9 protein-coding genes are annotated in these 12,245 nt (G+C 73.2%); all 9 read left to right on the forward strand.

Translation table 11 applies throughout. From position 1 onward, the window contains the following. The first annotated feature begins 124 nt into the window (after positions 1 to 124). The 9 genes from K7G61_RS10950 to K7G61_RS10990 all read left to right on the forward strand — a co-directional run bounded on the left by K7G61_RS10950 (position 125) and on the right by K7G61_RS10990 (position 12,222). On the forward strand, positions 125 to 1,585 hold the full coding sequence (locus tag K7G61_RS10950; RefSeq protein WP_225846522.1) for an aldehyde dehydrogenase family protein: 1,461 nt from the start codon (positions 125 to 127) through the stop codon (positions 1,583 to 1,585). 191 nt (positions 1,586 to 1,776) lie between these two features. Beyond that, positions 1,777 to 3,699 carry an acyl-CoA dehydrogenase family protein gene (locus K7G61_RS10955; protein WP_225846523.1) on the forward strand — a complete coding sequence of 641 codons (1,923 nt, stop codon included), beginning with the start codon at positions 1,777 to 1,779 and terminating at the stop codon, positions 3,697 to 3,699. A 105-nt stretch (positions 3,700 to 3,804) separates the two neighbouring features. Further along, positions 3,805 to 5,073: a 1-deoxy-D-xylulose-5-phosphate reductoisomerase gene (gene dxr / locus K7G61_RS10960; RefSeq protein ID WP_225846524.1), complete on the forward strand. Its 1,269-nt coding sequence runs from the start codon at positions 3,805 to 3,807 to the stop codon at positions 5,071 to 5,073. Then, on the forward strand, positions 5,070 to 6,389 hold the full coding sequence (locus K7G61_RS10965) for an RIP metalloprotease (protein WP_225846525.1): 1,320 nt from the start codon (positions 5,070 to 5,072) through the stop codon (positions 6,387 to 6,389). The genes dxr and K7G61_RS10965 overlap by 4 nt, the downstream gene beginning before the upstream one ends. A 101-nt stretch (positions 6,390 to 6,490) precedes the next feature. Further along, positions 6,491 to 7,645 (forward strand): flavodoxin-dependent (E)-4-hydroxy-3-methylbut-2-enyl-diphosphate synthase, encoded by a 1,155-nt coding sequence (gene ispG, locus K7G61_RS10970; protein WP_225846526.1) that lies wholly within the window; start codon positions 6,491 to 6,493, stop codon positions 7,643 to 7,645. Between the two features lie 478 nt (positions 7,646 to 8,123). After that, positions 8,124 to 8,969 carry a GNAT family N-acetyltransferase gene (locus tag K7G61_RS10975; protein ID WP_225846527.1) on the forward strand — a complete coding sequence of 282 codons (846 nt, stop codon included), beginning with the start codon at positions 8,124 to 8,126 and terminating at the stop codon, positions 8,967 to 8,969. Positions 8,970 to 8,991: 22 nt separating this feature from the next. Then, complete coding sequence (locus K7G61_RS10980) at positions 8,992 to 9,558, forward strand: GNAT family N-acetyltransferase (protein ID WP_225846528.1); 567 nt, start codon at positions 8,992 to 8,994, stop codon at positions 9,556 to 9,558. Positions 9,559 to 9,625: 67 nt separating this feature from the next. Continuing rightward, entirely contained in the window at positions 9,626 to 11,338 is a 1,713-nt protein-coding gene (locus tag K7G61_RS10985; protein WP_225846529.1) for a proline--tRNA ligase, read from the forward strand. After that, positions 11,335 to 12,222: an AraC family transcriptional regulator gene (locus tag K7G61_RS10990; RefSeq protein WP_225846530.1), complete on the forward strand. Its 888-nt coding sequence runs from the start codon at positions 11,335 to 11,337 to the stop codon at positions 12,220 to 12,222. Before K7G61_RS10985 ends, K7G61_RS10990 begins: the two co-directional genes overlap by 4 nt. Positions 12,223 to 12,245 lie beyond the last annotated feature (23 nt).

Consider the following 12,245-nt stretch of genomic DNA (forward strand, 5'->3'; position numbering starts at 1 on the left):
GCCTCACCCGGATGGCCGCACCTACCGTGAACGAGCCGAACGGCGTACCGGGACGTGTCGCGGGACGTGACGCCGGACGGGACGCGGGACGGGACGAGACGTGACGAGAGAGGGCGGACCGAGGATGACAACGGCAAGCGCGGCGCACCCGCAGGCGTTCTGGCTGGCGGGTCGCGCGGCCACCGGCGAGGAGAGCGCCGAGGTCACCAGCCCCTGGGACGGCGCGCTCGTCGGCACGGTGAGCGTGCCGACCGACACGCAGGTCGAGGAGGCGGTGGCGGCGGCGCACGCCGCGCGTGACGAGTTCGGCCGGACCCCGGCGCATGTACGGGCGGCCGCCCTCGACCACGTCTCCCGGCGGCTGGCCGAGCGCGCCGAGGAGATCGCCCGGCTGATCACCGCGGAGAACGGCAAGCCGGTCAAGTGGGCCCGCGGCGAGGTCGCCCGCGCGGTGTCGGTGTTCCGCTGGGCAGCCGAGGAGGCCCGGCGGTTCAACGGCGGCGAGGCGCAGCGGCTGGACACCGACCCGGGCGGCACGGGCCGGCTCGCGCTGACCCGCCGCTTCACCCGCGGCCCCGTCCTGGGCATCGCCCCCTTCAACTTCCCGCTCAACCTGGTGGCCCACAAGGTCGCCCCGGCCCTCGCGGTCGGCGCCCCGATCGTCCTCAAGCCGGCGCCCGCGACCCCGCTGTCGGCCCTGCTGCTCGGGTCCCTGCTCGCCGAGACCGACCTGCCCGCCGGCGCCTGGAGCGTGCTGCCGGTGCCCAACGACCGGATGCCCGCCCTCGTGCGGGACCCGCGGCTGCCGGTGATCTCCTTCACCGGCTCCGACACGGTCGGGTACGCGATCGCCGACTCGGTGCCGCGCAAGCACGTGACCCTGGAGCTCGGCGGCAACGCGGCCGCCGTCGTCCTCGCCGACTGGGCCGGCGACGCGGACCTGGACTGGGCGGCGAGCCGCATCGCCACCTTCGCCAACTACCAGGCCGGCCAGTCCTGCATCTCCGTGCAGCGGGTCATCGCGGACGCCTCCGTCTACGACGCCCTGGCGGAGCGGGTGGTGGCCAAGGTACGCGAACAGGTCACCGGCGACCCCGGCGACCCGGCCACCGACGTCGGCCCCCTGGTCAGCGAGGCCGCCGCCGAACGGGTCGCGGCCTGGGTGGACGACGCGGTCGCCAAGGGCGCCAAGGTCCTCACCGGCGGGACCCGGCAGGGCGCGAACTACGCCCCCACCGTGCTCGCCGACCTCCCGGCCGACGCCGTCCTCGCCACCGCCGAGGCCTTCGGCCCCGTACTGTCACTCCACCGGGTGAACGGCCCCGACGAGGCCTTCGCGGCCGTCAACGACTCCCGCTTCGGTCTCCAGGCCGGCGTCTTCACCCACGACCTCCAGCTCGCCTTCCGCGCCCACCGCGCCCTGGAGGTCGGCGGCGTCGTCATCGGCGACGTCCCCTCCTACCGCGCCGACCAGATGCCCTACGGCGGGGTCAAGGACTCCGGCACCGGCCGCGAGGGGGTCCGCTCCGCGATGACCGACTACACCTACGAACGCGTCCTCGTCCTCACCTCTTTGGACCTGTGAACCTCTTCGGATCTGTAGGCGGCTCGCGCCCCCGCGAAGGCCGCGGTGCGCGCCCCCGGGCCCGCCATGAGCGCCCGGGGCCGCGGGGGAGGGCGCGAGCCTGCCCGCAACGAATGGTGGGGTCGCCGGAATTCGGGTAGTACGGACTAGTAGCACCGGTCGGTAACCGGCTACCCGGAGGTGACGCAACCGTGTCCGCACCCCCCGTCGCACGCAAGGTGTCCGAGCGCGAAGCCCGTCAGGTGGCCGAGGCCGCCAGGGAGCAGGACTGGCGCAAGCCCAGCTTCGCCAAAGAGCTGTTCCTCGGCCGCTTCCGCCTCGACCTGATCCACCCGCACCCGCTGCCCGCGCCGGACGCCGTGGCCAAGGGCGAGGCCTTCCTCGCCCGGCTGCGCGAGTTCTGCGAGACGAAGGTGGACGCGGCGCGGATCGAGCGGGACGCCCGTATCCCCGACGAGACCATCCTCGGCCTGAAGGAACTGGGCGCGTTCGGGATGAAGATCGACGAGGCGTACGGCGGCCTCGGCCTCACCCAGGTGTACTACAACAAGGCCCTGGCGCTGGCGGGCACCGCGAGCCCCGCCATCGGCGCCCTGCTGTCGGCCCATCAGTCGATCGGCGTACCGCAGCCGCTGAAACTGTTCGGCACCAAGGAGCAGAAGGAGCGGTTCCTGCCGCGCTGCGCCCGTACCGACATCAGCGCCTTCCTGCTCACCGAGCCGGACGTCGGCTCCGACCCGGCCAGGCTCGCCACCACCGCGGTCCCGGACGGCGACGACTACGTGCTGGACGGCGTGAAGCTGTGGACCACCAACGGCGTCGTCGCCGACCTGCTCGTGGTCATGGCCCGGGTGCCCAGGTCCGAGGGGCACAAGGGCGGCATCACCGCCTTCGTCGTCGAGGCGGACAGCGAGGGCATCACCGTCGAGAACCGCAACGCCTTCATGGGCCTGCGCGGCCTGGAGAACGGCGTCACCCGCTTCCACCAGGTCCGGGTCCCCGCGGCCAACCGGATCGGCCCCGAGGGCGCCGGCCTGAAGATCGCCCTGACCACGCTCAACACCGGCCGCCTGTCGCTGCCCGCGGGCTGCGTCGGGGCCGGCAAGTGGTGCCTGAAGATCGCCCGCGAGTGGTCCGCGGCCCGCGAGCAGTGGGGCAAGGCGATCGCCGAGCACGAGGCCGTCGGCGCCAAGATCGCCTACATCGCGGCGACCACGTTCGCCCTGGAGGCGATGGTCGACCTGGCCTCCCAGATGGCCGACGAGGACCGCAACGACATCCGCATCGAGGCCGCGCTCGCCAAGCTGTACGGCTCGGAGGCCGCCTGGACGATGGCCGACGAGCTCGTCCAGATCCGCGGCGGACGCGGCTTCGAGACCGCCGAGTCGCTCGCCGCCCGCGGCGAGCGCGCGGTCCCGGCCGAGCAACTGCTGCGCGACCTGCGGATCAACCGGATCTTCGAGGGCTCCACCGAGATCATGCACCTGCTGATCGCCCGCGAGGCGGTGGACGCGCACCTGTCCGTGGCCGGCGACCTCATCGACCCCGACTCCTCGCTCGGCGACAAGGCCAGGGCGGGCGCCAAGGCCGGCGGCTTCTACGCCCGCTGGCTGCCGGGGCTCGTCGCCGGGCCGGGCCAGCTGCCCACCTCGTACACCGAGTTCGGCGACCTGGCCACGCACCTGCGGTACGTGGAGCGCAGCGCCCGCAAGCTGGCCCGCTCCACCTTCTACGCCATGTCCCGGTGGCAGGGCCGGATGGAGCTCAAGCAGAACTTCCTGGCCCGGATCGTGGACATCGGGGCCGAGCTGTTCGCGATGAGCGCGGCCTGCGTACGCGCCCAGCACCTGGCCGCGACCACCGACCACGGCCCGGACGCCCGGGTCCTGGCCGACACCTTCTGCCGCCAGGCCCGGGTCCGTACCGACGAGCTCTTCGCCCGGCTGTGGACCAACACCGACGGCCCCGACCGCGCCCTGACCAAGGCGGTCATGCGCGGCGGCCTCACCTGGCTGGAGGCGGGCATCGTGGACGCCAGCCGGGAGGGCCCCTGGATCGCCGACACCACGCCCGGCCCGTCCGCGGCCGCCAACGTCCACCGGCCCGTCCACTGAGGCCGTACGGGGGGCCCGCGGGAACGGCTCCGGCCGCTCCCGCGGGCCGCCGGGCCGTGCCCGCCCACTGGACCGGCGCCGCCACGGGCAGGACACAATGACCCCATGACGGACGCACTCGCAGACCCGCACTACAGCCCGTACACCGGTCCGGGGAGCTCCGGCGAGCCGCGAGGAGGCGGCCCCCGGGACATCGTGATCCTCGGCTCCACGGGATCGATCGGCACCCAGGCGATCGACGTCGTCCTGCGCAACCCCGGCCGCTTCCGGGTGGTCGCGCTGTCGGCGGCGGGCGGCCGGGTGGAACTGCTGGCCGAGCAGGCGCACCGGCTCGCGGTGCACACGGTCGCGGTCGCCGACGAGTCCGCCGTGCCCGCCCTGCGCGAGGCGCTGTCCGCGCGGTACGGGACGGCCGCGCCGCTGCCGGAGATCATCGCCGGTCCGCGGGCCGCCACCGAGGCCGCGGCCCTGCCGTGCCACTCGGTGCTCAACGGCATCACCGGATCGATCGGGCTGCGCCCCACGCTGGCCGCGCTGGAGGCGGGCCGGGTGCTCGTACTGGCCAACAAGGAGTCGCTGATCGCCGGCGGCCCCCTGGTCAAGGCCGTGGCCAAACCCGGCCAGGTCGTGCCCGTCGACTCCGAGCACTCCGCGCTGTTCCAGGCGCTGCGCGGCGGCGCCCACCGCGAGGTGCGCAAACTGATCGTCACCGCGTCCGGCGGGCCGTTCCGCGGCCGCACCCTGGAGGAGATGGCGGACGTCACCCCCGAGCAGGCCATGGCGCACCCCACCTGGGACATGGGCCCGGTGATCACCATCAACTCGGCGAACCTCGTGAACAAGGGCCTGGAGGTCATCGAGGCCCACCTGCTGTACGACATCCCGTTCGACCGCATCGAGGTGGTCGTCCACCCGCAGTCCTACGTTCACTCGATGGTGGAATTCGTCGACGGCTCCACCCTCGCCCAGGCGAGCCCGCCCGACATGCGGATGCCGATCGCGCTGGGCCTCGGCTGGCCGGACCGGGTGCCGGACGCCGCCCCCGCGTTCGACTGGTCCAAGGCGTCCACCTGGGAGTTCTTCCCGCTGGACGAGCGCTCCTTCCCGTCGGTCGCGCTGGCCCGCCACGTGGGCGCCCTCGGCGGCACGGCGCCCGCGGTGTTCAACGCGGCCAACGAGGAGTGCGTCGAGGCCTTCCGTGCCGGACGCCTGTCGTTCACCGGCATCATGGACACCGTCGCCCGCGTGGTCGGGGAGCACGGCACCGCGGCGCCGGGAACCTCCCCGACCGTCGAGGACGTCCTCGAAGCGGAGACCTGGGCCCGTGCCCGGGCCCGCGAACTGGCACAGGCATCGGAGGCAGCAGGCGTATGACGGCCCTCATGACGGTCCTCGGCATAGTCGTCTTCGCCGTCGGCCTGATGATCTCCATCGCCTGGCACGAGCTGGGACACCTCTCCACGGCCAAACTCTTCAAGATCCGCGTGCCCCAGTACATGGTCGGCTTCGGCCCCACCATCTGGTCCCGGCACAAGGGCGAGACCGAGTACGGCATCAAGGCCATCCCGCTCGGCGGCTACATCCGCATGATCGGCATGTTCCCGCCCGGCCAGGACGGCCGGATCACCGCCCGCTCCACCTCCCCGTGGCGCGGCATGATCGAGGACGCGCGCTCGCAGGCGTACGAGGAGCTGCTCCCCGGCGACGAGACGCGGATGTTCTACACCCGCAAACCGTGGAAGCGGGTCATCGTCATGTTCGCCGGGCCGTTCATGAACCTGATCCTGGCCGGCGCGCTGTTCCTCGGGGTCTTCATGGGCTTCGGGATCTCCATGCGCACCACCGTGGTCAGTCAGGTCAGCGACTGCGTCATCTCCCAGGCCGACACCTCCAAGCGGAACCCGGACAACCCCTGCCGGCCCAGCGACCCGGTCGCGCCCGCCAAGGCCGCCGGCCTCAAGGCCGGGGACAAGTTCGTGGAGTTCGACGGGCGGCCGGTCAAGGACTGGGCGCAACTGTCCAAGGACATCAGGGAAAACCCCGGCCGGCAGGAGACCGTCGTCGTCCTGCGTAAGGGGCAGCGGGTCACCCTGCACCCGGTCATCACCACCAACACCGTCGCCAAAACCGACAGCGACGGCAACTACGTCGACGGCACGGTGAAGGCCGGCTTCCTCGGGTTCAGCCCCGCGAGCCACATCCAGCCGCTCGGCTTCGCCGACTCCTTCCAGCACATGGGGGACATGGCAAGGCAGGGCGTGGACTCCCTCGTCAGCCTGCCCAAGCGGATCCCCGACCTGTGGAACGCGGCCTTCAACGGCGGCCAGCGCAAGCAGGACTCGCCGGTGGGCGTGGTGGGCGCGGCCCGCATAGGGGGCGACGTGTTCGCCCTGAAGGCGCCGGCCATCGACCGCGTGATGTTCATGGTCACCCTGGTCGCCGGGTTCAACCTGTCGCTGTTCCTGTTCAACATGCTGCCGCTGCTGCCGCTGGACGGCGGCCACATCGCCGGCGCGCTGTGGGAGTCGCTGCGCCGCAACACCGCCCGCGTCTTCCGCCGGCCCGACCCCGGGCCGTTCGACGTGGCCACTCTCATGCCGATCGCGTATGTCGTGGCCGGGATATTCCTGTCCTTCACCCTGCTGGTACTGATCGCCGATGTGGTGAACCCGGTCAAACTGAGTTCGTGATGCCCCGAGCCGGGTGAGTGTCGTGGGCGGGTTGCCGTAGTCTCGATGCCGGAGCCCGCCCACGCCGGGACCTAGATCCACACCATGGGGATGCCACGCAGATGACCGCGATTTCGCTCGGTATGCCGGATGTTCCGATCAAGCTCGCCGAACGGCGCAAAAGCCGTCAGATCCAGGTCGGAACGGTCGCAGTGGGCGGCGACGCACCCGTGTCCGTCCAGTCCATGACCACCACCCGCACCTCCGACGTGGGCGCGACCCTCCAGCAGATCGCCGAGCTCACCGCCTCCGGCTGCCAGATCGTCCGGGTCGCCTGCCCCACCCAGGACGACGCGGACGCCCTCGCCACGATCGCCAGGAAGTCGCAGATCCCGGTCATCGCGGACATTCATTTCCAGCCGAAGTACGTCTTCGCCGCCATCGACGCCGGCTGCGCCGCGGTCCGCGTCAACCCCGGCAACATCAAGCAGTTCGACGACAAGGTCAAGGAGATCGCCAAGGCCGCCTCGGCGGCCGGCGTGCCGATCCGGATCGGTGTCAACGCGGGCTCGCTGGACAGGCGGCTGCTGGAGAAGTACGGCAAGGCCACCCCCGAGGCGCTGGTGGAGTCCGCGCTGTGGGAGGCGTCGCTGTTCGAGGAGCACGGCTTCCACGACATCAAGATCTCCGTCAAGCACAACGACCCGGTCGTCATGGTCAACGCCTACCGGCTGCTGGCACAGAAGTGCGACTACCCGCTGCACCTCGGCGTCACCGAGGCCGGGCCCGCGTTCCAGGGCACCATCAAGTCCGCGGTCGCCTTCGGCGCGCTGCTCTCCGAGGGCATCGGCGACACCATCCGCGTCTCGCTGTCCGCGCCCCCGGCCGAGGAGGTCAAGGTCGGCATCCAGATCCTGGAGTCGCTGGGCCTGCGCCAGCGCCGGCTGGAGATCGTCTCCTGCCCGTCCTGCGGCCGCGCCCAGGTCGACGTCTACAAGCTCGCCGACCAGGTGACGGCCGGCCTGGAGGGCATGGAGGTGCCGCTGCGGGTCGCCGTCATGGGCTGCGTCGTCAACGGCCCGGGCGAGGCCCGCGAGGCCGACCTCGGTGTCGCCTCCGGCAACGGCAAGGGCCAGATCTTCGTCAAGGGCGAGGTCATCAAGACGGTGCCCGAGTCCAAGATCGTGGAGACCCTCATCGACGAGGCGATGAAGCTGGCCGAGCAGATGGAGAAGGCGGGTGTCGCCTCCGGCGAACCCGAGGTCACGATCGCCTGATCCCCCCTGCGGGGCGCAGCGCAGGGGGGTGCCCCCAGGCGAAGCTCCGGCGGACCCCGCGCCTCTGGGTATTCCGGGCTTGCCCGGCAGGGTATGCGCAGGCGTGGGGTGCGCCCGGTAGGGGCGCGGGGTCCCCCAGGGCCAACGCCTGGGGGCGCCCCCAGCGCGGGCAACCGACCACCGGCCGGTGGTCCGGGTGCGCCAGCGGTTGCCCCTTTGGGGCGGTGGCGACGTGCGGCCCGGTGCGGGGTGGCCGGGCAGTGCCCCGCGCGGCACGCGCGGCCCTGGGTACTCCGGGTGCGCCCGGCGTGGCGTGCGCGGCCTTGGGTACTCCGGGCGTGCCCGGGGGATCGGGGGGCACGCCCGCAGGGCGGGGGCGCTTGCGGCGAACCCGCCGCCCATCCGCTCCGCCCCTGCGAGGTAAAGTGCGGAAACCATCCTTCGCCGTCGCCCGCGGCCCGTTCGGTGAGGCGCCTTCTTGTTGACCCACCCGACTGCCCGAGTCCTCGACCCCGGTGATCTCGACGCGGCCCTCGCGGTCCTCGACCGCGACCCGGTGGCGAACGCCTTCGTGACCTCACGGGTCAACGTCGCCGGCCTGGACCCGTGGCGGCTCGGCGGCGAGATGTGGGGCTGGTACACCGGCGGCAGACTCACCTCGCTGTGCTACGCCGGCGCCAACCTCGTCCCCATCTGCGCCACGCCCGAGGCCGTCCGCGCCTTCGCCGAGCGCGCCCGCAGGGCGGGCCGCCGCTGCTCGTCCATCGTCGGCCCCGCCGGGCCCACCGCGGACCTGTGGGCCCAACTGGAGCCGCACTGGGGCCCGGCCCGGGAGATCCGTACCCACCAGCCGCTGATGACCACCAGGTCGCTGCCCGCGGACGTCACGCCCGACCCGCTGGTGCGCCGGGTCCGCCGGGACGAGATGGACGTGATCATGCCCGCCTGCGTGGCGATGTTCACCGAGGAGGTCGGCGTCTCGCCGCTGGCCGGCGACGGCGGACTGCTCTACCAGGCCCGGGTGGCCGAACTCGTCTCCACCGGCCGGGCGTTCGCCCGTATCGAGGACGGCGAGGTGGTCTTCAAGGCCGAGATCGGCGCGGTCACCCGGCACACCTGCCAGATCCAGGGCGTGTGGGTCGCGCCCGCGTACCGCGGCCGCGGCCTGTCCGAGACCGGCATGGCCGCCGTCCTGCACTACGCGCTGCGCGACGTCGCGCCGGTCGTCAGCCTCTACGTCAACGACTTCAACACCGCCGCCAGGGCGGCGTACCGGAGGGTGGGCTTCACCGAGGTCGGCGCATTCATGAGCGTGTTGTTCTGAGCAGCGGGTAGGGTCGACGGGCATGGGAAACGTGCAGGTCGCCCCGTGCGATCTCGCCGCTCACGTCGACGAGGCGCTGGGCGTGCAGGCGGTCGCCTTCGGGCTCGGTCCCGACGAGGTCGCGATCCGGCGGCAGATCGTGCTGCGGCACCTCGCCTCGCCGGGTGCCAGGGCCTTCGCCGCGTACACCGACGACGGGCGCATGGTCGGCTTCGTCTACGGCCAGCCCAACGACCGCTCGCACTGGTGGTCGAGCGTCGTGCAGCCGTACCTGCGCGACCGGGGCAACGACTTCTGGCTGGACGACTCCTTCGTCATCACCGAGCTGCACGTACTGCCCGCGTTCCAGAACCAGGGCATCGGCCGCCGACTGATCACGCGGATCACCGACACCGCCGACCAGCCCCGCTCCATCCTGTCGGCGATCGACGGGGACAGCCCGGCCCGCCACCTCTACCGCCACCTCGGCTACCAGGACCTGGCCCGCCCGGTGCACTTCCCCAGCGCCACCCGTCCGTACGCGGTCATGGGCGCCTGGCTGCCGCTGCGCCGGAAACTGCCCGCGCAGGCCGGCGAACCGGGCGCGTAAACCGTTCCCGCCGCCGCCGCGGTGCCCGCTATCCTCGCCGGACCCCCTCGGCCACAGGAGGCCCGCCATGGTTCTGCGCATGTCCCGGCTGCTGGTCAAGACGCTGCGCGACGACCCGGCCGACGCGGAGACGACGAGCCACAGGCTGCTCGCGCGGGCCGGGTACGTACGCCGCTCGTCGGCCGGGATGTGGAGCTGGCTGCCGCTGGGCAAGCGGGTCCTGGACAACGTCACCCGGATCGTGCGCGAGGAGATGGACGCCATCGGCGGGCAGGAGGTCCTGCTGCCCGCGCTGCTGCCCCGCGAGGCGTACGAGGCGACCGGCCGCGCCGCCGAGTACGGCGACCTGCTGTTCCGCCTCACCGACCGCAAGGGCACCGCGTACGTCCTCGGCCCCACCCACGAGGAGGTCTTCACGCGGCTCGTGAAGGACCAGGTCGCCTCGTACAAGGACCTGCCGGTGATCCTCTACCAGATCCAGACCAAGTACCGCGACGAGGCCAGGCCCCGCTCGGGGGTGCTGCGCGGGCGCGAGTTCCAGATGAAGGACGCCTACTCCTTCGACACCGGCGAGGCGGGACTCGCGCAGGCCTACCGGCTGCACCGGGAGGCGTACGCGCGGATCTTCCGGCGGCTCGGCCTGGACTTCCGGATCGTGTCGGCGGTGTCCGGGGCGATGGGCGGCTCGGCGTCCGAGGAGTTCCTGGCGCCCGCCGCGGCCGGCGAGGACACCTTCGCGCACTGCCCGGCCTGCGACTACGCGGCCAACACGGAGGCGGTCGCCTTCACCGCGCCGCCCGCGGACGCGGCGGACCACCCGCCGCTGGAGGAGCTGGACACCCCGGACACGCCCACCATCGGCGCACTCGCCGCCTTCCTGGGCGTGCCCGCCTCGGCCACGCTGAAGAACCTGCTGGTCAAGGTCGACGGCGAGATCACCGCGGTCGGCGTGCCCGGCGACCGCGAGGTCGACCTCGGCAAGCTCGCCGAGCACCTCGCGCCCGCCGCCGTGGAACTGGTCACCGCCGAGGACTTCACCGGCCGCCCCGACCTCGTCCGGGGGTACGTCGGCCCGCAGGGCCTGGCCGTGCGCTACCTCGCCGACCCCCGCGTCGCGCCCGGGACGGCGTGGATCACCGGCGCCAACAAGCCCGGCCGGCACGCCGCCCACGTCGTCTGCGGCCGCGACTTCACCGTCGACCGCTACCTCGACGTGGCGGCCGTGCGGGACGGCGACCCCTGCCCCCGCTGCGGCGCCGGGCTCACCCTCGGCCGGGCCATCGAGATCGGCCACATCTTCCAGCTCGGCCGCAAGTACACCGACGCCTTCCAGGTCGACGTCCTCGGTCCCGACGGCAAACCGGTCCGCGTCACCATGGGCTCCTACGGGATCGGCGTCTCCCGCGCGGTCGCCGCCATCGCCGAGCAGACCGCCGACGAGCACGGGCTGTGCTGGCCGCCCGAGGTCGCGCCCGCCGACGTCCACGTGGTCGCCGCGGGCAAGGGGACCCGGACGGAGCTTGCCGCCGCGCTCGCCGGCCGCCTGGACGCCGCCGGGCTGCGGGTCCTGCTCGACGACCGGGACGGGGTCTCGCCGGGCGTGAAGTTCACCGACGCCGAGCTCATCGGCGTGCCCGTGATCGCCGTCGCGGGCCGGCGTGCGGACGAAGGCGTCGTCGAGGTACGCGACCGCCGGACGGGCCGGCGCGAGGAGCTGCCGGCGGACGAGGCGGCGGACCGCCTCGCCGCCATGGTCGCTGTACGGGCGGCGACGGCGTGACGCGGCGCCCCGGCACGCTCGGGGAGGCCGGGGCGGCCGGGAAGGAGGAGGCCAGGTACTGGGAGCACCCCGGACTGCCCGGGGTGGACCTGCTGCGGGCCCGCTACATACGCCACACCTTCTCCCGGCACACGCACGAGGGCTACGTGATCTGCGCGGTCACCGAAGGGGTCGAGGGCATCGGACTGCCCGGCGGCGCCGAGCGGGCCGGCGCCGGATCGGTGGTGCTCCTCAACCCCGAAACCCCGCACACCGCGTACGCGGGCGCCGCCCACGGCTGGGCCTACCGCGTGCTCTATCCCGATCCCGGCGTGGTCGCCTCCGTGGCCGCGGAGACCTCCGCCCTGCGCGGCACTGCGGCCTTCGGCGCCACGGTCGTCGACGACCCCGGAGCCGCGCGGCTGATCACCGGCGTTCACCGCGCGGCGGAGCGCGACGACGCCCTGGCCGCCGAGACCTGCCTGCGGCTGGCCGTGGCCCGGCTGCTCGCCCGCCACGGCACCGCGGCCGCCGCCGCCCGCCCCGTCGCCGCGGCCGGCCGCACCGCCGCGGCCCTGGCCCGCGACCTGCTCGCCGCCCGCCTGGCCGACCCGCCGGGGCTGGACGCGCTGGCCGCCGCGACCGGCACCGGCCCCTTCGCCCTGCTGCGCGCCTTCAAGGCCGCCTACGGCCTGCCCCCGCACGCCTGGCTCACCAACGAGCGCGTCCGCCGCGCCCGCCGCCTCCTCGCCGCCGGCACGACCCCGGCCGCCACCGCCGCCGCGCTCGGCTTCAGCGACCAGTCCCACCTCACCCGGCACTTCACCCGCATCACCGGCGTGCCGCCCGGCGCCTACCAACGCGGCCGCAAGAACGTGCAAGACCCGGCGCCCGGGGCGCCTTAGCGTCGCCCGTATGACTGTCACAC

The organism is Streptomyces sp. HPF1205, assembly GCF_020400825.1.
Lineage (GTDB): Bacteria > Actinomycetota > Actinomycetes > Streptomycetales > Streptomycetaceae > Actinacidiphila.

Bases quoted from the DNA above. Each gene is read 5' to 3' on its own strand.
- K7G61_RS10985 (WP_225846529.1), top strand. From the start codon at position 9,626: ATGGTTCTGCGCATGTCCCGGCTGCTGGTCAAGACGCTGCGCGACGAC.
- dxr (WP_225846524.1), top strand. From the start codon at position 3,805: ATGACGGACGCACTCGCAGACCCGCACTACAGCCCGTACACCGGTCCG.
- ispG (WP_225846526.1), top strand. From the start codon at position 6,491: ATGACCGCGATTTCGCTCGGTATGCCGGATGTTCCGATCAAGCTCGCC.
- K7G61_RS10950 (WP_225846522.1), top strand. From the start codon at position 125: ATGACAACGGCAAGCGCGGCGCACCCGCAGGCGTTCTGGCTGGCGGGT.
- K7G61_RS10980 (WP_225846528.1), top strand. From the start codon at position 8,992: ATGGGAAACGTGCAGGTCGCCCCGTGCGATCTCGCCGCTCACGTCGAC.
- K7G61_RS10965 (WP_225846525.1), top strand. From the start codon at position 5,070: ATGACGGCCCTCATGACGGTCCTCGGCATAGTCGTCTTCGCCGTCGGC.